The organism is Haloarcula sp. CGMCC 1.2071 (genome assembly GCF_037078445.1).
Lineage (GTDB): Archaea > Halobacteriota > Halobacteria > Halobacteriales > Haloarculaceae > Haloarcula > Haloarcula amylolytica.
On record NZ_JAYMGY010000008.1, the window covers coordinates 39,839 to 60,632 of the forward strand.

Sequence of the window (20,794 nt, forward strand, 5' to 3'; positions counted from 1 at the left end):
CCGAAGCAGTCGACGACGGGACCCGGCTTATCGGTCGTTCGGTGGCTGCTGATAGCTACCCGTTCCGCCGGGGTGGCCCTGTGGATTCTCGATGCCGACGAGCTTACCGCCGGTCGGCGAACTGTACAGCGCGAACAGGAGGTCGTTGACGAGGTAGTAGCGGACGCGGTGCCTCGGGTCGCCATGTGGGTCCGGATCAGAGGCCTTGACCCCCATTCCCCGAAGCGTATCTTCTTGCGTCGCAGCATCGACCGCCACGAAGTTGCTGTCTTCCCACTCTCGGGTGTACGCGTCCAGATCCGCGACTGCTGCCGCCATGTCCTCGGCTCGCTCGGGGTCTGCCTCGACCCGTCCGGCGACGTAGCTGTCGACGAATCCAGCGACGCCCGTCACCTCGCTCGGATAGACGATAGCGGCGACGGCGCGGTACGTCTCGCGCTCGTGGTCCCCGAAGCCCGATTCGGAACTGGCGGCGTCGGCCTCGGCTGACTCGGCAGCATCGTCGCTGCTCGACCTGTCCCAGGCGAGCGCCGCCGCGCCGCCGCCGACGGTGACACCCGCCGCGCCGAGTGCTTTCAGTGCGTCGCGTCTGGTGAGTTCGTAGTCAGTCATCGGTGAGTATCACGTATTCGCGCTTTTCGTGGTCGCGTTCATGCTGATGCCATCGCGATGCGTGCCCGGGACGTAGGCCGCTTCGCCGCCGCAGCGGCGCTGGTCCCGACAGACTTCGAGCCGCGGCGTCAGCGCCCGGACGCGTTCGTCGGTCTGCTCGACCGGGAGTTCCGCGCGGTACTCGAACCCTGCGCCGGTGCCGTAGTCGACGAACATAATCAGCGTCACCGTCCCGTCTTCCGGCGTCGGGACGCTGACCTGGTCGTCGATTCCGTCGCCGGTGAGCTGCGTCCGGTTCCGGTCGGTCGAGAGCTGCAGATCCAGCCGGTCCGTTCCGGTAACCGTCGCGTAGTCGTTCTCGCCTTCGCTCGTGAGCCGGATCGAGACCAGCGCGGCCTGCTCCGGAACCGACGCTGACACGTCCGTTTGGACCGTCTCCCCCTCCGCCACAGACACCGGCTGGAGTCGCGGTTCGACGGGCAGCCCCAGATACGGGACCCACTCCCCGCGGAACACGTAGCGGTAGTAGTCCCGCTCGGGATAGGCGTCGAGCACCTCGAACTGGCGGTGTTGCATCGCGTAGACAGTGTCGCCGTCGAAGCCGGGGTCGTTGCGAACCGACTGGAACGGGTGATTGAGCCAGTCGCCATAGGGTGTGGGAAGCAGGACGAGGCTGTTGTCGAGATCACGCTCCGAAAACGGCTCGTAGGCCTGCTCTAACTGCTGGGTCACCGCGTAGTTGTCCGAAACCGGCTCGGACGCCGTCGCGACGGCCGCGCCGCCGCCCAGCGCTGCGCCGCAGAGCGCGACCGCAAGCAGGACCGGACGGACCCGGTCGGCGCTGACCCGCGCCGTGACCAGCCGCTGCGTCCACCGGGCAACCGCAACGACGCCGACGGCACCGAAAGCCGTCAGCGGGACGAGCATGTCGACGTGGTAGAACGGGCCCAGGAAGGCGACCAGGCCGTCCGTCGGGTCCGAAAGGTCTCCGAGCATGTTCACGGTGCCCCAGAAGTAGCCGTTGCCGAGGGAGACCGTCAGGAGGACGCCGGCAAGCGCCGCCTGTCGACCGTCTATCCCGCGGCGCACGGCAGCCCCGAGACCGACAGCCGCAGCGAGCGTCCCCAGCGGGCCGGCGACGACCCACTGCGTGAGGAGTTTCCAGAGGAGTTCGGCGTTCGCGTCCAGCGACATCGCCGGCGTAAACTCCCGAGAGTAGCCCAGAATCTCACGGTAGCCGAAGCCCAGTCCGTCCTGTGGAGCGAACACCTCATAGGGGAACAACAGCGCGGAGCCGGTGACGACGCGGTTGTAGGCAAGCGTCGCGGCGACGCCGGTGAGCCCGCCGACGGCAGTCAGCGACAGTCGCGTGAACCGCGCCGGGTCGCGCGTCCGGAGCGACCACAGCGCGTGCGCGATGAACGGCGTCGCAAACAGCACGGCCGTGTACGGCCGCGCGAAAAAGGCGATGCCAATGGAGAGCCCGGCACACACCGCTGTCTTTCGGCTCCCGGTCCGGTCGGCGTGGAGATACGCCGCGGCGAAGCCGAGGTTCCAGAGCGTCGTCGGTACGTACGAGAGGAACACCGAGGCGTCGATGAGAAACAGCGGCGACCCGAGCATGAGGACGGTCGCGACCACGCCGGTTCGAGCGTCGAAGGCCTCGCGGACGGTGTGGTAGGTCAGCGCTAGGACACCAGTCGAGATCAGACCCAGCGCGACGCGGTACCCGCCGAGCAGTTTCCCGACGGCGAACATCGCCGCCGGAACCGGCGCGTACTTCGGATACAACCGCTCGCCGTCGGCCACGAAGAACCACGGCCGGAACGATTCCTCGACCGGCGGGTAGATGAACAGTTGCCCCTCCAGCAACATGGCGGCTTGCTGGAGGTAGACGCCCTCGTCGTGGTTGGTGGTGTGGTGCGGGAAAACGACGTGGGCGAGCGTGAAAACGGCGACCCCGCCCAGCAGCGCCACCAGCCCCGCCTGTACCCCCGGCCGGCGCAGTCGCGTCATTCCGTCGGGTACCAGGCCAGATCGTGGTCAGCGACCAGGTCGACCTCGACGGGCTGGCCTGGCTCAAACGTCTCGACGTGGTTGTGCATACAGTGGACGACGTCGCCGCTGTGGAGTTCGACCCGGTAGACGAACGAGGGGCCGTTGTACTGGCGATGGACGACGTAGCCGTCGGCCTTGGACTCGTTTGTTGGCATCGCCTGCAGGTCGTCGGGCCGGACGAGTACGTCCACCATCGCGCCGTTGTACGCCTCGACCGGCCCGTTCAGCAGTTCCACGTCGAACGAACCGAGCCCGGTCTCGATGACGTCGCTGGTGACCCGGGCCGAGAGGAAACTCGCCTGGCCGAGGAAGCTCGCGACGAAGCGACTTTCGGGGTTCTCGAACACTTCAGCGGGGTCGCCGATCTGAGCGATGGTCCCGTCGTTCATGATGGCGACGCGGTCGCTGATCGACAGCGCCTCCTCCTGGTCGTGGGTCACAGAGATGGCGGTGACGCCGGCCCGCTTGAGGATCTTGCGGACCTCCTCGCGCATCTCGACGCGCAGGCGCACGTCCAGGTTCGAGAACGGCTCGTCGAGCAGGAGGACGTCCGGTTCCGGGGCCAGCGAGCGCGCGAGCGCGACGCGCTGTTGTTGCCCGCCGGAAAGCTGGCTGGGCATCTTGTCGTGATGGTCCGACAGGTCGACCAGTTCGAGCAGTTCGTCGACCCGCTCTCCGACAGCGTCTTCCGCCATCTCGGTCAGGCCGAACGCGATGTTCTCGGCGACGGTGAGATGCGGGAACAGGGCGTAGTCCTGGAAGACGATACCGACGTTGCGCTCCTCGGGCTTCCGGAACGAAGTGCCGTCGGCGATGACTTCGTCGGCGATGGAGATCTGGCCGTCAGAGGGGCGTTCCAGCCCGGCAATCATCCGGAGGGTCGTCGTCTTGCCGCAGCCAGAGGGGCCCAGAAGCGTCAGTAGTTCGCCGTCTTTCACGTCGAGCGAGAGGTTCTCGACGGCGACTTCGTGACCGTAGTCCTTGGAAACGTCGTCCAGTTCCAGGACGGTCCGGTTCGGGTTCGCTACCGCTGCGTCCACGTCGTCGAAGTCCGATGTTTGCTGTGTGCGTGTTTGTCGAGACATTAGCTTGTGTCCTCCCGTCGAAGAATGACCAGCATGGAGAGTCCGGAAAGGCCAACGAGCACGAGGGCCGGGACCGCCGCCTGTCCGTAGTAGCCGGCACCCTGGACGAGCCAGATGTACGTGACGAAGGTTTCGAAGCCCGTCGGGCGTAACATCAGCGTTGCCGGCAATTCCTTCATGGTCGTCAGGAACACCAGTGCGGCCCCGGCGGCGATACCCGGCGCGACGAGCGGCAAGACGACCTTCCGGAACGCCGAGAGCGGGTGGTAGCCCAGTGACCGCGCCGCCTCGATGTACTGCGGGTCGACCTGAAGAATCGAGGATTCGGTCGTCCCGACGGCCTGCGGGAGGAACCGAATCACATAGGCGAACACTAGCAGGATGACGCTCTGGTACAGGAAGGGGACGTACCGGAGCCCAAGGTACACCAGCGCGAGGCCGAGAACGACACCGGGGACCGCGTAGCCGACGTACGTGGCCCGCTCGGGAAGTGACGAAATACCCGACGTGCCCCGCGCGGCGAGGTACGCAATCGGGAGCGCCGCCACGACACAGATAGCGGCCGCGGCGGCGGCCAGACCGACCGAGTTCCAGGCATAGGACGCCTCGAACGCGAAGCCACCGCCGCTGTAGCCCGTGCCGGAGCGGAGGAGCCACTGGAGCAGGATGCCGATGGGAAGCACCAGACACAGGGACGCGATGGCGCCGCAAAACAGCAGTGCCGGTCCCTTCCAGTATCCGAGCCTGATGAGACCGGGCCGGCGCGAGCCGCTGCTGACGTAGGCGCCGTCCCGGCCCGCGCTGAGCCGGGATTCGACGGCGAGGATGCCGAGCGCCATCACGAGCAACAGCATCGAGAGCACGGAGGCGTAGTCCAGTCGGCGCGCGCCGAACTCGTTGTAGATCATCCGCGTGAACACGTCGTACTGCATAATCGCCGGCGTTCCGAAGTCAGAAAGCGCGTACAGTGCCACCAGCAGCGCGCCGGCGGCGATGCCTGGTGCGATCTGTGGTAGCGTGACGCGGCGGAACGCCTCCCAACGAGTGTGATTCAGCGTCCGGGCGGCCTCGACGACGGTCCCGTCGAACGACAGCAGCGACGCGCGCGTAGTCAAGAATACGTACGGGTAGGTAAACAGTGTCAGGACGAGTATTGCGCCGTGCAGGCCGTATATCGTCGGTATTTGCTCGATACCGAGCGGCGAGAGCAGGTCCGCGAGGACGCCCCGGGGGCCAAAGGCCGAGACGAACGCGAAGGCCCCGATGTAGCTCGGAACGACCAGTGGCAACGCGGACGTGATCGTCCAGAATCGCTTGAACGGCAGATCGGTCTGGGCGGTGAGAATCGCCAGCGGGACGCCGATGAGAATCGACGCGAAAGTGACGCCAGTCACCAGCGCCAGCGTGTTCAGCGTCACCGAGACGGTCGTATCGCTTGTCAGCAATTCGACCGCACGCGCGAACTCGATTTCACCTGCCCTGAGAAAAATCCATACCAGCGGTGCCAGTAACAACAGCGAGATCGCCAGCGAGACCACTGCGAGCAGCGTGTGCGGCGACGAGTCTCGTTCCGACGTCGTCGCCTGCTCCCGAAGCCGCTCGTACCGGTCTTTTGTGCCCATATTAGAGGACGCCGGCGTCCCGAAGTAAGTCCACGGTTCCGGCCACGTCGGCCAGTTCGGTCAGATCGATGTCCGGCGGATTCAGCTCGTCGATGCGCGGCAGGTCGCCGACCGGTGCGACGCCCGGAATCATCGGATACGCGAACGTTCGGGTGGCGAAGAACTCCTGGGCCTCCGCCGAGAGAACGTGCCGGACGAAGTTCGACGCCAGGTCAGCGTTGTCGGTTCCGTCGATGATTTCCAGCCCCGAGACGTTGACGAGCGCGCCGGCGTCGCCCTCGGTGAACGCGAGGCCGATGGGCGAGTCGTCGCGGGCGGACTGGACCCGAAGCGTGTAGTAGTGGTTGGCGAAGCCGGCGGTGAGTTCACCGTCGGCGCAGGCGTTGGAAACGCGGAACTCGTCGTCGTAGGTAGTGATACCGTGGTCCTGCATCGCCTGGAGCCACGACATCGTCTCGTCGTCGCCGCGGATGAGCCGCATCGCGGTGACAAAGGACTGGAACGCGCCGTAGCTCGGCGCCCAGCCCATGCTGTTTTCCAGCGCAGCTGTTTCGGGGAACTCCTGGACCGTCGATGGGATGTCGGATTCGGAGATCTGGTTCGTGTTGTACGGGATCGCCCGGGCACGCCCGGCGATGCCCACCCAGCGCCCCTCGCTGTCCTGGTAGGCCTCGGGAACCGTCGAAAGGGCCTCTTCGGGGAGACTCGCGGTCGCCCCGGCGTTTGCCACCGCGCCGAGGGACCCGGCGTCGATGGACATGAACACGTCGGCGGGACTCGCGCCGGCCTCGTTTTCCTCGATAATCGTGTTCGCGAGGTCGCTGGAGGCTTCGAGCCGGTGGTTCGCCGAGAAATCCGGATAGAGCTGTTCGAGCAGATTGATGAGGTCGAGATACAGCCCGCCCTCGCCACCGCCGAGATACAGCGTCAGTTCGCCGCTGAGGTCCGGCAACTCCTCGATGGAGGTGCCGCCGGGAGCGTCCCGCTGTTCCACCAGTGGGCCGGACCCACGGAAGTCCGAAAGGGAAATCTGCCCGACGCCGGTATCAGTTCCACCGTCGCTTCCACCCTCACCGCCATCGCCACCACCGAGAATACCGGAACAGCCGGCAAGCGCTGTTGCGGCAGTCGCGCCGCCGAGAGCGAGGAAGCGCCGTCGAGACTGCGTCACGTTACGTCCTGCCGTGTCGTTAGAATCACTCATTGTTTGATTTAGGGTTGCCTAAACAACTTAGGCCTTTCTAGTCGTCGGCGGTTGCGGGGACCTGTTCCGTCGCGGCGGCGTCCAGTTCGTCGAGACATTCCAGCCAGTCGAGCATGAATTCGCCGCAGTAGTTAAGGAAGGCACCGTTTTCCCAGTCGCTGAAATCGCCGTCGGCCATCGCCGTGGCGATCGCGTCGAACACTTCGGCATAGGAGTCGGCGTCCGCGCCGGCCTCGTCAACGATCTCCCAGACGTGCTCGTTGAGTTCGAGCCCGTGGACCTCGTTGGTCAGGTCCGAGAACGTCGAGCGGGGCGCTTTGTTGTGCTCACAGAGGGGGTCGCCGTTGTAGATCTGCTTGCCGAGCACGTCACAGGCCCGCTTGAGGAACACGCCCGACCAGATGTCGTCGAAGCGGCCCACGTCCCACTCGTTGTCGTCCATCGGGAGCTGGTAGAACGCCGGAATCACTTCCCGGCGGAACGCGAGGTTCATCGAGCAGACGGTGAGGTACTGGCCCTCGGCGGCGACGAAGTCATCGCCGAAGTCCGCCTCGCTCGTCCGGGTCTGGGCCTGTCCCTGGAGGTCGCCGTCCATCAGGATACGAACGGCGTCGAGATCCGGTACGTTTGTCCAGAGGCCTTGGGAGGCAACCACATCGTCGACCTGCGTCGCTTCCGTTGAAACCGTCTCGTCCATCGCGGCGTAGGGGTAGCCACGCGGGTAGAGACCGTGTTCGTCCTCGTTCTGGTAGAGGACGTTGACCCACTGCTCGTCGGAACTGACCGTCTCGATCTCGCCCTCGAAGGCCAGGTTCGACATGTGGGTGCCGAAGAAGTCCGCGTCTTCGTGTGGCAGCGTGTCGTCGTCGATGAACACGCCGTACTCGTAGTCGTTGGCCCACATGTAGAGGAGGCCAAACGACGTCTGGGCGTGGCTCGCTTCTGGGATAAGGTGCGAATACTCGCTCGCGCCGTGGGTCTCGAACCACGCCTCGCGGGCGGTCCCGTCGTAGACGGCCCCGTCGACGCCTTCTTGGTCGAGCATCTGTTCCATCGCGTCGGTGTCACAGAAGTCCTCGGTGATGAGCACGACGAACAGTCGGTCCAGATCGAACCCGTGGTCCCGGGCGTTCTGGAAGTACGAACGCATGCATTCGTGGTTTCGAATCGTCGGCACCATCACGCAGATGTCGGCTGTCATGTACTGGCCCTACCTCTTTAGGCCATCCTAAAAGATTTGGCGTTCTCACTTTGCTGCCCTCGTGAATCTGTTTTCCAGACATCATGTATCCCGAAACCGGAACACCATTATATTCTAAATCTGACGTTTAATGTTGTATTAGGAGAACTATTATCTGGCTGTGCTTTGCCAGATTAGGTGATGAGCGTACGAAGCAACAGGGCTCCCATCAACCACAAATGAACCTGGATAATCAGACCTGTGTCGTCACCGGGTCCTCGCGCGGTATCGGCCGCGGAATCGCCAAAGACCTCGGTGCTCACGGGGCCAACGTCGTCGTAAATTACCGGTCCTCGGACGCGGAAGCCCGTGCCGTCGTCGAGGATATCCGCGAAAACGGTGGTAACGCTATCGCGGCGCAGGCCGACGTGGCGAAACTCGATGAAGTCCGGGCGATGCGTGAGAAGGTGGCCGACAAGTTCGGTCCCACGGACGTGCTCGTCAACAACGCCGGTATCACTATCGACAAGAAATTCGAGAACATGACCCGTGAAGACTGGGAGACGGTTATCGACGTCAACCTGGGCGGCGTGTTCAACGGGACGAAGGCGTTCTACGACGACATCCGCGACGCGGAGCACGGCCGACTGATAAATATCTCTAGTGTCGTCGGCCAGCAGGGCAACATCGGACAGGCCAACTACGCGACGACGAAGTCCGGACTGTTCGGCTTTACGCGGACCCTAGCGCTCGAACTGGCACACACGGGCTCGACCGCGAACTGCGTCGCACCGGGCTTTGTCAAGACCGATATGTTAGAGGAGGTGCCCGAACGCGTTCAGGAGAAGATTCTGCGGGAGATCCCGCTCGACCGGTTCGCACGCGTCGAAGACATCGCCGGCATCGTCAGGTTCGTCGCAAGCGAGGACTCGAGTTATATGACTGGACAGGTACTTGGTGTCAACGGCGGGATGGAGTGGTAGCATGAGTCAGCAGGAAGAACCAGAAGACGAGACCGCGCCCGACGACGCGGTCGAGGAGTTGCGACAGAAACGGGCCGAAGCCGAACTCGGCGGCGGTGAAGCTCGTATCGAATCCCAGCACGAGAAGGGCAAGATGACCGCCCGCGAACGCATCGACTTCCTCGTCGACGACGGCACGTTCAATGAGGTCGATCCGTTCGTCGAGCACCGGTCGACGAACTTCGGCATGGAGGAGAAGCGATTCGCTGGCGACGCGGTCGTCACCGGCTACGGCGAGGTCGACGGTCGGAAGGTGTTCCTGTTCGCCCACGACTTCACGGTCCTCGGTGGCTCGGTCGGCGAGGTCGTCGCGGATAAGATCTGTAAGGTGATGGACCGGGCAATCGAGAACGGCGTCCCGGTCATCGGACTCAACGACTCCGGCGGCGCACGCATTCAGGAAGGCGTCGACTCGCTGGTCGGCTTCGCCAAGATTTTCGAGCGCAACACCAAGGCTAGCGGGCTCATCCCACAGATTTCGGCCATCATGGGGCCGTGTGCCGGCGGAGCCACCTACAGCCCAGCGCTGACTGACTTCACCTTCATGGTGCAGGACACCAGCCATATGTTCATCACCGGGCCGGACGTCATCGAGACGGTGACCGGCGAACAGGTGTCGAAAGAGGAACTCGGCGGTGCTGGCTCTCACTCTACCAAGTCCGGCGTCGCTCACTTCTCGTACCCATCAGAGGAGGAAGCCCTCGAAAACATCCGTCGCCTCCTGTCGTACCTGCCATCGAACAACATGGAGGACCCGCCGCGGGTGAAGCCGTGGGACGACCCCGACCGGGAGATCCCCGGTGTGACCGACATCGTGCCGTCGGCCCCGCGAAAGCCCTACGATATGACGAAAGTCATCGATGCCATCGTTGACGAGGACTCCTTCTTCGAGGTCCACGGCAACTGGGCGCGCAACGTCGTCGTGGGCTTTTCTCGGATGGACGGCCAGTCGGTCGGCGTCGTCGCCAACCAGCCACGCGTGAGCGCGGGGACGCTTGACATCGACGCGGCGGAGAAAGCGGCCCGGTTCGTCCGCTTTTGCGATTCGTTCAATATCCCCATCCTCACGCTCGTCGACGTACCCGGGTTCATGCCCGGCACGGATCAGGAGCACAACGGCATCATCCGGCGGGGCGCGAAGCTGATCTACGCCTACGCCGAGGCGACGGTGCCGCTGCTGTCGGTCGTCGTGCGGAAGGCCTACGGCGGAGCGTACATCGTCATGTCCTCGAAGTTCCTCGGCAGCGACGTGAATTACGCCTGGCCGGGGTCGGAGATGGCGGTCCTGGGTCCCCGGGGCGCGGTCAACATCCTCTACCGGAACGAAATCGCAGACGCCGACGACCCGGACGCCAAGCGCCAGGAACTGATGGACGAGTTCCGCGACGAGTTCGCCAATCCGTACGGGCCGGCGAAACGGGGCTACCTCGACGACGTCATCGAACCGAAAGAGACGCGCAAGCGCCTCATTCAGGACCTCGACCTCCTGCAGCGCAAGCGCGAGGATACACCGCCGAAAGACCACGGCAACATCCCGCTGTAATATGGCGACTCGCAACACCCCCCAGTCGGACGCGGAGCCGGTGCTGACCACCGACAGCGAGGGCCCGGAAGACCTGTCGCTGTCGATACCAGCGGACGCATCACAGGCCGAGGCAGCCGCTATCACTGCCGCAATCAGTGCCCATTTGACCGACCGTCAGCGGGCCGCTGTGGCGACAGCACAGCGGCAGACGGTCGAGTACGTCGACGAGTGGACGCTGGCCGGACGGCTGGCGAGCGTGGGCAAGCGCCACCCTCCGGACAACGTCAAGCGAGGCGAGGAGTGGAAGGCGGCGGCGCGGGCGCGGTACTAAGAGTCCGTAAACTCCTGCAGCACTTCGAGGTCGCGGGTGGTCCGCATGAACTCCGACAGCGCCCGTTCGGCCCCGCAGTCGTCACAGACGAACTGTGTTTCAGGGGCCGGGAGGTCGGACACTTGCTCTTCCCAGGCAACTGAACACGCCGGACATTGTAGTTGGAGCCAGGCCTCCTGCATATTTCGTGTGTGGTTAGCACACACGGATATACTTTGTGTGGATTCTCACTGTCGGGGGCTGTGGTGCTGTTTGTCGATTCATGCCGCTTTTGGGCTGCCTAAACATGGGAAGATTTAAACCGTTTAGGCAAGCCTAAAAAGATATGAACCGACGAGAGTACATCGTTGCGACCGGTGTCGGGCTGGCAGGTGCCGTCGCCGGCTGTTCGGGTCAGTCCGAGGCCGGGAGCGGTGGTGACGGCGCGACTGATGACGCGACGGATTCCGGTACGACGACCGCGACAGCGACCACGGAACCGACGGAGTCGGGCTACTCCGTCACGATGGAACCGGTGGGCGAGGTCACGTTCGAGGCAGTTCCGGAGGGCTGGGTCGCGAACAACGGGAGCTGGGCCGACATGGGGATTGCGCTCGGCCTCGACGCACCAGAGGGCGTCTGGCTCCCATCCCGGTACCACACCCAGCTCTACGACGAGATCCCGGGCGTCAGCGTCGACGGGAGTTCGATCCAGAAGCTGTGGGGGGACAGCGGTGTCGGGAAAGAGCAGTTCTACGAAATAGACGCCGACATCCACGTCATGGACCCGAACTTCCTGCAGAGCCGCGGGTCCTGGGAACAGTCGGATATCGACGAAATCGAAACCCAGGTCGGTCCTTTCTTCGGGAACAGCATCTTCTCGACCGGCTACGAGTGGCACGACTACACCTACTACACACTGTACGAAGCCTTCGAGAAACTGTCCCAGGCGTTCCAGCGGACCGACCGGTTCGAGGCGTTCCGGACTCTCCACGAAGAGTTCCAGACGAGCCTGGAAGACATCCTGCCGGACTCGGAATCAGACCGGCCGGAGGTAGCCATCATGTGGGCCGGCAGCGACGAGCCCACCAGCTTCTCACCGTACCTCATCGAGGACGGGACCAGCTTCAAACAGTGGCGAGACCTCGGGGTACGCGACGCCTTCGCGAAGACCGATGTCAGGGACTTCCACGCCGACCGCAGCAAGGTCGACTTCGAGACCCTGCTCGACATCGATCCGGAGCACCTGCTCCTGCGTGGACAGGAGAACAAAACGCGCTCGGAGTTCGAGGACACGGTCGTCAGTTTCCTCGAATCGGATTCGGCCGGGAGCGAGCTGACGGCGGTACAGAACGGGGACGTGTATCGCGGGGGGCCGTTGTATCAGGGGCCGATAACGAATCTGGTCCTCACGGAACGGGCCGCGTCGCAGGTGCACGACGTGGACCGGAACCTGTTCGACCGTCAGCGCGTCGCCGATATCGTCGCCGGAGAGCTGTAGGGCACCATGGTCGGACGAACACTCGCGGACATCCGTGACAGGCTCTCGGATCTCAGCGTGGCTGTTGGGCCGTATCGCGTCGTCAGCGCCCGGACAGGCACGCCGCCGTTCCCGGTGTCGGGAATGCAGTTCCCGGACCGCGAGACGGCCGCCGAAGCGGCCAGCGTCGCGACCGCCTACCGGAGTGCCCTCCGGCGCTATGACCCCCGCGTCACCGTCCACGGCCTCATCGTCTGTGAAGCGCCGTGGGGGACCGACGCCGTCAGGACTGGCCCGTCGTCGCTCCCGGAGTACTGTCACACGGTCGCCGGGTCGCTGTTCGAGGTACTGTCGGGCCGTCATCGCTCCGTCGAGCAGGCAGTCATCGACAGCTACCTCGAAGCGGCCGAGGAGACGGAGAACCGCGAGCGCCTCTGTCTGGCGATGCTCGAAAGCATGGCCACGGCGATCGCCGACAATCTCGACCCGGAAGTACAGGCGGACACCCTCCGCGAAGCCGCCGGCCAGTTACCGAGGAAGCCAAGCGGGCCTGAGCCGGTCCGGGACGCCGTCGCCGACCTCGAAACAGCGGGGCTGGTCGACGAGACAGCAATCGAACCCGCCGCGGTCGGTCCCGGCCGCTGTTCCAGATATATTACATTACAGAACTATCGCCCGACGCTGTCGGACCTCCGCTGCCCAGTGTTGCCGATTGCCGTCGAACTGCTGCGACGGACGAGTATCACGCCACAGATGGCCGAAGCGGAGCGAACTACGGACGGCTGGCGGCTGCTCGTTTCACTGGCTGGTGACCGACCCGCCGAAGGGCTCTCGGTCGTCACGACGACTGCATGAACATTCCATTCGTTCTATAGGTCGGACCGTAATACATACACGAGACCCCTGTGACGGCACAGGTATGGGAGTCGCAGTAATCGGCGCGTCAATGACGAAATTCGGGCAACGTGACGCCTGGATCCGCGAATTGCTCTCGCAGGCGGGCGAGGAGTGTCTCACGGACGCCGGCGTCGCGCCCGATGACGTAGAGCACCTGTACGTCTCGAACATGGCTAGCGGCGAGTTCGAAGGGCAGACGGGAATCATGAACCTGCTGGCCCACGACCTGGGGGTGCTTCCGGCCTACAGCGAACGGGTCGACCAGACCTCCTCCTCGGGCGGAGCAGGCATCTACGAAGCCTGGCAGTCCGTCGCCAGCGGGGCCAGTGAGATGACGCTGTTAGTCGGCGGGGAGAAGATGACCCACAAGACGACGGGCCAGGCGACCGACATCATCGCCTCGATCACCCACCCCGACGAGTACAAGCACGGCGTGACGCTCCCGTCCTTTGCCGGGATGACCGCCCGGCACTATCTGGAGCGGTTCGACGCCCCTCGGGAGTCGCTCGCCCGGGTCGCGGTCAAGAACCATCGAAACGGCGTGGACAACCCCAAGGCGCAGTTCCAGACGGAGATCACGATGGAGAAAGCGCTGGAGTCGCCCATCATCGCGGACCCGTTGCGGCTGTACGACTTCTGTCCGATCACGGACGGCAGCGCCGCGCTCATGTTCACGACAGAGGAACGGGCCAAAGAGATCACCGACGAGTACGCCCTCGTCTCCGGTATCGGCGGGGCAACGGACACGCACGTCGTCCACGAGCGGGACGACCCGACGGTCATGGGCGGGGTCGTCGAGTCGAGCAAGGAGGCCTACGAGATGGCCGGCCTCAGCCCCGAGGACCTCGACGTGGCCGAACTGCACGACATGTTCACGATTCTGGAGTTCCTCCAGCTAGAGGGTATCGGTGTCGCCGAGCAAGGGACAGCCTGGGAGATGGCAATGGACGGGGCCACCGCGAAGGACGGCGAACTGCCCATCAACACTTCCGGCGGGCTCAAGTCGAAGGGCCATCCGCTGGGGGCAAGCGGTGTCGCACAGGGCGTCGAAATCTACGAACAGCTCGTCGGCGAGGCCGGGCCGCGACAGGTCGAGGCCGACACCGCACTGGCGTGTAACGTCGGCGGGTTCGGCAACTGTGTCATCACCACCATCATGGAGGCCGCAGAATGACGCTGGAAGCAGGCATGTGCGCGAACGGTCACGTCTCGTACCCCACCCATCCGCTGTGTCCGGAGTGTGGCGAACCACAGGACGAGACGTTCGACCTCGCGGACCGGACCGCCGAAGTCGTCACCTGGACTCATTCGACAGCGACGCCGCCGGGCGTCCGCGAGCCCAACACGCTGGCTATCGTCGAGTTCGACATAACGGACGTCTCCGATGCGAGCGATGAGTTCGTCCGCGCGCTCGGGCAGGTGACCACGGACGAGGTCGAAACAGGTGACACGGTCGAACCCGTCTACGTCGAGGAACTCCGCGACCCCGACGCGGGTATCAAAGTCCCCGAGAGCCAGGACTGGGACGGTTACCGCTGGGACCCGGTCTGATCAGCTCTCCTCGCCCTGTCGGATAATCCGACCCTCTGTCGTCGGCGAGATCGTCCCCTGTTCCTCGATAGTGTTGATGACGAGATCGGAGAGGAGTGCACCCTCGTTCGACGAGACGAGGACAGTTGCGTCGCTGAGTATGCTGTACCCGTCGCCGCCGGAGACGACGTAGAAGCCGTGAACAGAACGTGAGTGCGCTATACGGTCGAGACCGTTGTCGAATAGGTGTCGGGAAGGGCCCCCGTCTCGGCCAGCTCAGCGATACATTCTTCGACGGACTCAGTTCGGCCTCTGTCGGCGAAGGGGGCAACCTGCACGAGGTCACCGCTCTCGTAGACTGCGAGGCAGACGGCCGGCATGACGAGTTCGCGGCGCTTCTCGCCCGTCGTCGAACTGTAACAGAGCCGGGTGTCGAAAAACGGCGCGAGGCAGACACCAGCCTCGCGGGCCCAGTCCGCAAACTCGTTGTACAGGTCCCGTTCAGTTCCATTACCGGAGCCCTGCAGCGGCACGCGCTTCTCCCACTCGACTGTGTCGACGTCGTCGAGTACGCCACGGCACACCAGCTCCTGTAGCTCACGTTCGATAGCGGTACAGCGTTTCTGTGACGGCGCTGGGAGGTCAGACCGGACGAACAGGGTCGCCCGACGACCGCCCGGAGCAGTAGAGCTGGACATCGGTATTCGTACCTAGCTCTGTGACATAATAAATCATTATATTTGTGGAGATGAAAGTATCACACCGCGCTGAAGCTCTTTACTCCTCGTCGCTCCCCTCTCCGTCTTCGGTACCGGTGTCGTCCCTGTCTGGACCTTCGATATCGTCCTTTATCGACCGTAGTTCGGCGTCTACGTCCACTGGGACGTCAGTAACCTGGTCGGAGTCGACCTCCTCGCTCACCCCTGGTTCATCGGCTAATCTATCCTGGATCTGGCCACGCAACTGTTGGGCTTCCTGAATAAGCTCGCGGGCCTCTTCATCTTCCGGTGTCCCTTCGACAGCCTGCTGGAGGTCGGTCAACGCACCGTCGAGGCGAGAGAGCGTGGCCCGACTCAGATCACTCGCACGCTGTCGCACCTCATCCGAGGCGGACCCGGTCGATGTCGGCCGGCCCTCGGCCATCCGGAGGGCTCGACGGAGTATCTTCAGCGCCTCGATGTTGGTCTTCAACACGAGAATAACCGCAGGAATGGTCACGTCGCTGGTGAACCGGAGGAGTTCGCTCGGTGTCGGTGGCCGCGGCAGGCCGCTGTCGGTCGTGGGCTCGACCCCCGTCTCTAGTTCCTGTAGCGTCGTAACGAGGTCCGTAATCAGGGCGGAAAGGTCGTCGTCCGAACTCATACCTCTCTCTTGTCGCCTCGGGTACTAAAGGCCGCGCCGCGTGGCCGGCCGGTTTCGTGTCGTCTCTGCCCCCGGTGTGGGGGCTGGCATCCACAGATGATTAGGCCAACCAAAATCCTTTTAGCTTTAGGGGTGCCTAACTCAGGTAATGCCATCACAGACGGACGATGTCGAGGCCTCCGAGGACCGCCCGGACGTAGCAGCACTGGACAGCGGTGCTGACAGAACCGTGTTTACCGAAGACGGGAACCGAGACGGCTGGATTTCGACCGACGTCACCGTCGAGCTCCGACGGTAGTCCGTTCGTCCGCCCCGCGCCGCGTTTCTCTTTCCTCTGACTCCTGAGTTACTTTCTTCACAGGCGGGTCTCTCCACGATATGAACTGGGTAGCGACGCTACCAGTACCAGAAAATTCGGGAGAAGGCGGTGGGCCGACGTTAGTCCAAGACGAGCGTGTCGTCTTCGAGGTAGTGCTCGATGTGGTGGGCGTCTTCCTCGGTCTGCACGATGATTTCCCGGAGGATCTGCGCCGTCGCGTGGTCACCGAGGTTCTCCGCAAGGTCGATGTGATCACGGAGCGACTCGATGATGTCGCCGTACATCTCGAGGTCGTTTTCGAGCGACGTCCGGATGTCGTACACGTCCTGTCCTTCCGGTTCTACCGACGCGTGCTCTTCCTGTGCCTTGCCGCCAGCGACGGGCGTGCCACCGAGGGCCTGGGCCCGCTCCGCGAGTTCGTCGGCTGCCTCTTCGGCGTTGCCGGCGGCGTCGCCGAGGAACAGGTGGAGGTCGCGGAACTCGGCACCCTCGACGTTCCAGTGGTGCTTCTTGACCTGATGGTACAGTGTGTACGTGTCCGCAAGGTCCTGATTCAGCGCGTTGATAACCTGCTCGGACTTCTCTTTGTCGAGGCGGAGTTCGTTCTCTTCGACTTCCCCGAACTCGCGTCGGACGTGCTCTTGTGTTGCCATAGTCATCTTATTGTACAGGGGGAAGCCACTTAAAGATTGTTTTGTGAAAATATGTTTTCGGGAACCCAAAAAATATGTTCTAAGATAGAATGGCTGGTTACCTGAACAGAAATATTATCCGCTGATACCAACCCTCGCTCGAGTCAGCACTCTGCGCTTGATATAAAAGGGATAGGACTACTCCGACGACGGCCGGGAAACGACGAGCGCGACGGTGTCCTCGTCGATTGCGCTGCTGTCGACCGCTGTCTCACGGAGGACTTGCTCCTGATGGACTGCGACGACCGCGGCGAGGAGGTAGTCGTCCAGACCGAGATGTGCGCCGTACTCTTCCCAGACAGTTTCTCTGACCGCCATAAAGAACGTCTCGGGCGTGCGGCGTAGCACTGCGTCGTCGAACCGCTTTCGCCACTCGTAGACGAGGTCCTCGACACCGGGATTGTCACGCATCGTTTGCTGGTGGTCAGCGAGCGCGGTTCGCAACTGTTCCTCGTCGACGCTGTTTGCCCCTGCGACTCCACGGACCACTTCGTCGTCGAACGGTGCTAAGAGCGCTACGTCAGTCATCGGATGTCGTTACGGGGGTGACGAACAAAAACACCGTCACACCGAAATCGCGGTAATGAATCGTCTAGATTCCCGCTTGCTGGGAGTTCCCCACATCTATATTCGGGCCCCCCTGTAACCACCGAGTAGAGGCATGGGACGATTATCGACGTTGTTTGCGCCGGAACGTGTCGCAGTGGTCGGGGCGACCGATTCGGAGGGGTCCGTCGGTCACGCGGTCACCACGAACCTGCTCGATTCGTTTGCAGGGGAGGTCGTGGCCGTAAACCCGAACAAAGAGACAGTGCTTGGATTGCCGTGTTACGACAACCTCGCCGGCCTGGAAGACCCCGGGACGGTCGACGTGGCTGTCGTCGTCGTGCCGCCGACGGTGGCGGTCGACGTCATCGAGAACGCCGGGGAAGCGGGTATCGAAAACGTCGTCGTCATCACTGCCGGGTTCGGTGAGACCGGCAGTGATGGGGCCGAACGCGAGCAGCGGCTCCGCGAGGCGGCCAGCAAATACGACCTGAATCTGGTCGGCCCGAACAGCCTCGGCGTGATGTCGACCCCCGTCGGGCTCAACGCCACTTTCGGCAATGAGATGGCCAGCGACGGCGACATCTCCTTTATGAGCCAGTCGGGCGCGTTCATCACCGCCGTGCTGGACTGGGCCGCCGAGCGCGATGTCGGCTTCAAAGACATCGTCTCGCTCGGGAACAAAGCGGTGCTAGACGAGAGCGATTTCGTCGCCGAGTGGGGCGACGACCCCGATACCGACGTCATTCTGGGCTATCTGGAGGACATCAACGACGGGTCGTCGTTCGTACAGACAGCCCGTGAAGTGACACAGGACACGCCGATTGTCCTCGTCAAGTCCGGTCGCACGGACGCGGGTGCGAGCGCGGCGGCCTCCCACACCGGTGCGATGGCCGGATCGGAGCGGGCCTACGAGGCCGGCCTCGACAAGGCTGGGACGCTCCGCGTCGAATCCGTACAGGAACTGTTCGACTACGCCCAGATTCTCGCCGGCCAACCGCTCCCGGACGGGGACGAAATCGCCATCGTCACGAACGCCGGCGGCCCCGGCGTGATGACGACCGACGCCGTCGGCGACTCGGACCTGCAACTCGCGCAGTTCGGCGACGAGACGTTCTCCCGGCTCCGCGAGGAGATGCCCGAGGAAGCCAACATCTACAACCCGGTCGACATCATCGGGGACGCTCCCGCGGAGCGCTTCGAAACGGCGCTTGAAACGGTACTTGCGGACGACAGCGTCTCGATGGCCGTCGTCGTCGCCTGTCCGACGGCAGTGCTTTCCTTCGAGGAACTCTCGGAACGGGTCGTCGAACAGCAGGAGCGGTTCGAGAAACCCGTCGCGGCGACGCTGATGGGCGGGAAGTCAGTCGACGCCGGTGCGAACGTCCTGAGCGAGGCGGGCGTGCCGAACTACTTCGATCCGGCCCGCGCGGTCGGGAGTCTGGACGCTCTCAGACGCTATCGGGAGATCAGGGCGACCGAGTACGAGGAGCCGACGACGTTCGACGTAGACCGCGAGCGGGCCCGCGAGATACTCGAATCCGGTGCCCGCCGCGGGTCGAACCGGCTCGGCGTGGAAGCGATGGACCTGCTCGACGCGTATGGGATTCCGACACCGCAGGGCGATGTCGTCTCCTCGCCCGTCGAAGCGGAGGCTATCGCCGAGGAGATCGGCGACGACGTGGTGATGAAAATCGTCAGCCCGGACATCCTGCACAAGTCGGACATCGGCGGCGTCGAGGTCGGTGTCCCCGTCGAAGACGTCCGGGACACCTACGAGGACCTCGTCGTCAGGGCGCGCAACTACCAGGAGGATGCGACAATTCTCGGCGTTCAGGTACAGGAGATGGTCGACCTCGACAACGGCGTCGAGACGATCCTCGGGATGAACCGCGACCCGCAGTTCGGGCCGCTGCTGTTGTTCGGCCTCGGCGGTATTTTCGTCGAGGTGCTCGAAGACAACACTGTCAGTGTCGCCCCCGTCAGCGAGAACGAGGCGAAAGGGATGCTCGACGACATCGACTCCGCACCGCTGTTGCGCGGTGCGAGAGGCCGCGACCCCGTCGACGAAGCGACGCTGGTGGAAACCATCCAGCGGCTCTCGCAACTCGTCACTGACTTCCCCGCTATCGTCGAACTGGACATCAACCCCCTCGTCGCGACGCCCGACGGGGTGCAGGCGGTCGACCTGCGACTCACCCTCGACCAGGAGAAACTATGACCGACACGAACACGCTACTCGTCACGTCACTGGAGGAAGGTATCGGCAAGACGGCTATCACGCTCGCGCTAGCGACGCGTGCCCACGACGCGGGCTACGACGTCGGCTACATGAAGCCCAAGGGGACGCGCCTGCGGAGCGCGGTCGGCAAGACGCGGGACGAGGACCCGATGCTCGCCCGCGAACTGCTCGATCTGGAGACCGACCTCCACGACATGGAACCCATCGTCTACTCGCCGACGTTTATTCAAGAAGCCATCCGCGGGCGTGAGGACCCGGACGACCTCCGCAAGCGACTGCAAGAGGGCATCGAGACGTGTTCAGAGGGGACCGACCTGCTCCTCGTCGAGGGGAGTAGCGACCTGACGACCGGCAGTATCGTCGACCTCACGGACATCGATATCGCGGAACTGCTCGACGCCCGCGTGCTGTTAGTCACCGGCTACGATACGCCCAGTGATACGGACGAGATTCTGTCCGCGGCCCGGGCGATCGGTGATCGGCTCGACGGCGTCCTGTTCAACGGCGTCACCGACGCGACGGTGGACGAACTCGCCGACGACGTGGTTCCGTTCCTCGAAGGCGAGGGGATTCCAGTCCACGGCATTCTGCCGCGTGACCGCTCGCTCGCCGGCGTCACCGTTGCCGACCTCGCCCGGAACCTCGGCGCGGACATCCTCACTGGCGATGCCAACACCGACGTCCACGTCGAGCGGTTCAGCGTCGGTGCGATGAGCGGGAGCAGCGCACTCGAACGCTTCCGGCGGACGCGCGATGCCGTCGTCGTCACCGGCGGCGACCGCTCGGAGGTCCAGACCGCGGCCCTCGAAGCGTCCGGTATCAAGGCGCTACTCCTCACGGGTGGGTTCCAGCCCCCCAGTGCGGTCATCGGACAGGCAGCCGAGAAAAATGTCCCAGTGCTGTCAGTCCAGTCGGACACGCGGACGACGATAGACTGGGTCGAGGAGGTGCTCCGGACCGGCCAGACGCGCAACGAGGCAACAGTCGACCGTATGCAGTCGCTACTCGACGACGGTGTCGATATCGAGGCGCTGCTGTCAATCGATCTGTAGCACCGTCGTTTCGGCTGGGCGTTAGTCCGTTCCTAACGGAACATGGCCCCGCGCTA

At 63.8% G+C, this 20,794-nt stretch carries 21 protein-coding genes; 10 read left to right on the forward strand and 11 right to left on the reverse strand.

From position 1 onward, the window contains the following. Positions 1 to 27: 27 nt before the first annotated feature. The 6 genes from VI234_RS14580 to VI234_RS14605 are packed head-to-tail and all read right to left on the reverse strand — an operon-like array spanning position 28 to position 7,782. Positions 28 to 612 (reverse strand): gluconate 2-dehydrogenase subunit 3 family protein, encoded by a 585-nt coding sequence (locus VI234_RS14580; protein WP_336330423.1) that lies wholly within the window; start codon positions 610 to 612, stop codon positions 28 to 30. A gap of 9 nt (positions 613 to 621) precedes the next feature. Further along, the gene (locus tag VI234_RS14585; protein ID WP_008309142.1) at positions 622 to 2,628 is read right to left on the reverse strand and encodes an ArnT family glycosyltransferase; all 2,007 of its coding nucleotides are present in this window, start codon (positions 2,626 to 2,628) and stop codon (positions 622 to 624) included. After that, positions 2,625 to 3,755, reverse strand: coding sequence for an ABC transporter ATP-binding protein (locus tag VI234_RS14590; protein WP_008309144.1), 1,131 nt, complete (start codon positions 3,753 to 3,755; stop codon positions 2,625 to 2,627). The genes VI234_RS14585 and VI234_RS14590 overlap by 4 nt, the downstream gene beginning before the upstream one ends. Then, a complete protein-coding gene (locus tag VI234_RS14595) occupies positions 3,755 to 5,377 on the reverse strand; it encodes an ABC transporter permease (RefSeq protein WP_008309145.1) in 1,623 nt (540 codons plus the stop codon). The genes VI234_RS14590 and VI234_RS14595 overlap by 1 nt, the downstream gene beginning before the upstream one ends. 1 nt (position 5,378) lies before the next feature. Then, complete coding sequence (locus VI234_RS14600; protein WP_049942885.1) at positions 5,379 to 6,581, reverse strand: extracellular solute-binding protein; 1,203 nt, start codon at positions 6,579 to 6,581, stop codon at positions 5,379 to 5,381. A 37-nt stretch (positions 6,582 to 6,618) separates the two neighbouring features. Further along, positions 6,619 to 7,782: an alpha-1 4-glucan-protein synthase gene (locus VI234_RS14605; RefSeq protein ID WP_336330424.1), complete on the reverse strand. Its 1,164-nt coding sequence runs from the start codon at positions 7,780 to 7,782 to the stop codon at positions 6,619 to 6,621. 218 nt (positions 7,783 to 8,000) lie between these two features. Between VI234_RS14605 and VI234_RS14610 the strand changes: the two genes are divergently transcribed. The 3 genes from VI234_RS14610 to VI234_RS14620 are packed head-to-tail and all read left to right on the forward strand — an operon-like array spanning position 8,001 to position 10,639. Continuing rightward, positions 8,001 to 8,744, forward strand: coding sequence for a beta-ketoacyl-ACP reductase (locus tag VI234_RS14610; RefSeq protein ID WP_336330425.1), 744 nt, complete (start codon positions 8,001 to 8,003; stop codon positions 8,742 to 8,744). Between the two features lies 1 nt (position 8,745). Beyond that, the gene (locus VI234_RS14615) at positions 8,746 to 10,326 is read left to right on the forward strand and encodes an acyl-CoA carboxylase subunit beta (protein WP_336330426.1); all 1,581 of its coding nucleotides are present in this window, start codon (positions 8,746 to 8,748) and stop codon (positions 10,324 to 10,326) included. 1 nt (position 10,327) lies between these two features. Continuing rightward, positions 10,328 to 10,639 carry a hypothetical protein gene (locus VI234_RS14620; protein ID WP_336330427.1) on the forward strand — a complete coding sequence of 104 codons (312 nt, stop codon included), beginning with the start codon at positions 10,328 to 10,330 and terminating at the stop codon, positions 10,637 to 10,639. Here VI234_RS14620 and VI234_RS14625 read toward each other — a convergent pair. Continuing rightward, entirely contained in the window at positions 10,636 to 10,821 is a 186-nt protein-coding gene (locus VI234_RS14625; protein ID WP_008309156.1) for a DUF7836 family putative zinc-binding protein, read from the reverse strand. The genes VI234_RS14620 and VI234_RS14625 overlap by 4 nt on opposite strands. A gap of 143 nt (positions 10,822 to 10,964) precedes the next feature. Between VI234_RS14625 and VI234_RS14630 the strand changes: the two genes are divergently transcribed. From VI234_RS14630 to VI234_RS14645, 4 genes are all read left to right on the forward strand, one after another. Next, a complete protein-coding gene (locus VI234_RS14630) occupies positions 10,965 to 12,119 on the forward strand; it encodes an ABC transporter substrate-binding protein (protein WP_336330428.1) in 1,155 nt (384 codons plus the stop codon). A gap of 6 nt (positions 12,120 to 12,125) precedes the next feature. Continuing rightward, a complete protein-coding gene (locus VI234_RS14635; RefSeq protein WP_336330429.1) occupies positions 12,126 to 12,953 on the forward strand; it encodes a DUF7551 domain-containing protein in 828 nt (275 codons plus the stop codon). A 64-nt stretch (positions 12,954 to 13,017) separates the two neighbouring features. Then, positions 13,018 to 14,169, forward strand: coding sequence for a thiolase C-terminal domain-containing protein (locus tag VI234_RS14640; RefSeq protein ID WP_008309159.1), 1,152 nt, complete (start codon positions 13,018 to 13,020; stop codon positions 14,167 to 14,169). After that, complete coding sequence (locus VI234_RS14645; RefSeq protein ID WP_336330430.1) at positions 14,166 to 14,546, forward strand: Zn-ribbon domain-containing OB-fold protein; 381 nt, start codon at positions 14,166 to 14,168, stop codon at positions 14,544 to 14,546. Before VI234_RS14640 ends, VI234_RS14645 begins: the two co-directional genes overlap by 4 nt. 197 nt (positions 14,547 to 14,743) lie before the next feature. On the opposite strand, the gene VI234_RS14650 is transcribed toward VI234_RS14645, so the two are convergent. After that, positions 14,744 to 15,223 carry an HTH domain-containing protein gene (locus VI234_RS14650; protein ID WP_336330431.1) on the reverse strand — a complete coding sequence of 160 codons (480 nt, stop codon included), beginning with the start codon at positions 15,221 to 15,223 and terminating at the stop codon, positions 14,744 to 14,746. Positions 15,224 to 15,302: 79 nt separating this feature from the next. Next, entirely contained in the window at positions 15,303 to 15,887 is a 585-nt protein-coding gene (locus tag VI234_RS14655) for a DUF7547 family protein (protein WP_336330432.1), read from the reverse strand. 148 nt (positions 15,888 to 16,035) lie between these two features. Here VI234_RS14655 and VI234_RS14660 point away from each other — a divergent pair, with 148 nt between their 5' ends. Further along, the gene (locus VI234_RS14660) at positions 16,036 to 16,185 is read left to right on the forward strand and encodes a hypothetical protein (RefSeq protein WP_008309163.1); all 150 of its coding nucleotides are present in this window, start codon (positions 16,036 to 16,038) and stop codon (positions 16,183 to 16,185) included. A gap of 140 nt (positions 16,186 to 16,325) precedes the next feature. Here VI234_RS14660 and dpsA read toward each other — a convergent pair whose 3' ends face one another. Next, on the reverse strand, positions 16,326 to 16,859 hold the full coding sequence (gene dpsA / locus VI234_RS14665; RefSeq protein ID WP_008309164.1) for a DNA starvation/stationary phase protection protein DpsA: 534 nt from the start codon (positions 16,857 to 16,859) through the stop codon (positions 16,326 to 16,328). Between the two features lie 177 nt (positions 16,860 to 17,036). Continuing rightward, positions 17,037 to 17,426: a hypothetical protein gene (locus tag VI234_RS14670; protein ID WP_336330433.1), complete on the reverse strand. Its 390-nt coding sequence runs from the start codon at positions 17,424 to 17,426 to the stop codon at positions 17,037 to 17,039. A gap of 133 nt (positions 17,427 to 17,559) precedes the next feature. On the opposite strand from VI234_RS14670, the gene acs reads away from it, so the two are divergent. After that, the gene (gene acs / locus VI234_RS14675; RefSeq protein ID WP_008309166.1) at positions 17,560 to 19,665 is read left to right on the forward strand and encodes an acetate--CoA ligase alpha subunit; all 2,106 of its coding nucleotides are present in this window, start codon (positions 17,560 to 17,562) and stop codon (positions 19,663 to 19,665) included. Continuing rightward, positions 19,662 to 20,738, forward strand: a complete 1,077-nt coding sequence (locus tag VI234_RS14680) for a phosphotransacetylase family protein (protein ID WP_336330434.1) — start codon at positions 19,662 to 19,664, stop codon at positions 20,736 to 20,738. Before acs ends, VI234_RS14680 begins: the two co-directional genes overlap by 4 nt. Positions 20,739 to 20,794 lie beyond the last annotated feature (56 nt).

What these genes read in the sequence shown, in the direction of transcription:
- VI234_RS14580 (WP_336330423.1), bottom strand. Translation starts at nt 612, where the DNA reads ATGACTGACTACGAACTCACCAGACGCGACGCACTGAAAGCACTCGGC.
- VI234_RS14585 (WP_008309142.1), bottom strand. Translation starts at nt 2,628, where the DNA reads ATGACGCGACTGCGCCGGCCGGGGGTACAGGCGGGGCTGGTGGCGCTG.
- VI234_RS14590 (WP_008309144.1), bottom strand. Translation starts at nt 3,755, where the DNA reads ATGTCTCGACAAACACGCACACAGCAAACATCGGACTTCGACGACGTG.
- VI234_RS14595 (WP_008309145.1), bottom strand. Translation starts at nt 5,377, where the DNA reads ATGGGCACAAAAGACCGGTACGAGCGGCTTCGGGAGCAGGCGACGACG.
- VI234_RS14600 (WP_049942885.1), bottom strand. Translation starts at nt 6,581, where the DNA reads ATGAGTGATTCTAACGACACGGCAGGACGTAACGTGACGCAGTCTCGA.
- VI234_RS14605 (WP_336330424.1), bottom strand. Translation starts at nt 7,782, where the DNA reads ATGACAGCCGACATCTGCGTGATGGTGCCGACGATTCGAAACCACGAA.
- VI234_RS14610 (WP_336330425.1), top strand. Translation starts at nt 8,001, where the DNA reads ATGAACCTGGATAATCAGACCTGTGTCGTCACCGGGTCCTCGCGCGGT.
- VI234_RS14615 (WP_336330426.1), top strand. Translation starts at nt 8,746, where the DNA reads ATGAGTCAGCAGGAAGAACCAGAAGACGAGACCGCGCCCGACGACGCG.
- VI234_RS14620 (WP_336330427.1), top strand. Translation starts at nt 10,328, where the DNA reads ATGGCGACTCGCAACACCCCCCAGTCGGACGCGGAGCCGGTGCTGACC.
- VI234_RS14625 (WP_008309156.1), bottom strand. Translation starts at nt 10,821, where the DNA reads ATGCAGGAGGCCTGGCTCCAACTACAATGTCCGGCGTGTTCAGTTGCC.
- VI234_RS14630 (WP_336330428.1), top strand. Translation starts at nt 10,965, where the DNA reads ATGAACCGACGAGAGTACATCGTTGCGACCGGTGTCGGGCTGGCAGGT.
- VI234_RS14635 (WP_336330429.1), top strand. Translation starts at nt 12,126, where the DNA reads ATGGTCGGACGAACACTCGCGGACATCCGTGACAGGCTCTCGGATCTC.
- VI234_RS14640 (WP_008309159.1), top strand. Translation starts at nt 13,018, where the DNA reads ATGGGAGTCGCAGTAATCGGCGCGTCAATGACGAAATTCGGGCAACGT.
- VI234_RS14645 (WP_336330430.1), top strand. Translation starts at nt 14,166, where the DNA reads ATGACGCTGGAAGCAGGCATGTGCGCGAACGGTCACGTCTCGTACCCC.
- VI234_RS14650 (WP_336330431.1), bottom strand. Translation starts at nt 15,223, where the DNA reads ATGTCCAGCTCTACTGCTCCGGGCGGTCGTCGGGCGACCCTGTTCGTC.
- VI234_RS14655 (WP_336330432.1), bottom strand. Translation starts at nt 15,887, where the DNA reads ATGAGTTCGGACGACGACCTTTCCGCCCTGATTACGGACCTCGTTACG.
- VI234_RS14660 (WP_008309163.1), top strand. Translation starts at nt 16,036, where the DNA reads ATGCCATCACAGACGGACGATGTCGAGGCCTCCGAGGACCGCCCGGAC.
- dpsA (WP_008309164.1), bottom strand. Translation starts at nt 16,859, where the DNA reads ATGGCAACACAAGAGCACGTCCGACGCGAGTTCGGGGAAGTCGAAGAG.
- VI234_RS14670 (WP_336330433.1), bottom strand. Translation starts at nt 17,426, where the DNA reads ATGACTGACGTAGCGCTCTTAGCACCGTTCGACGACGAAGTGGTCCGT.
- acs (WP_008309166.1), top strand. Translation starts at nt 17,560, where the DNA reads ATGGGACGATTATCGACGTTGTTTGCGCCGGAACGTGTCGCAGTGGTC.
- VI234_RS14680 (WP_336330434.1), top strand. Translation starts at nt 19,662, where the DNA reads ATGACCGACACGAACACGCTACTCGTCACGTCACTGGAGGAAGGTATC.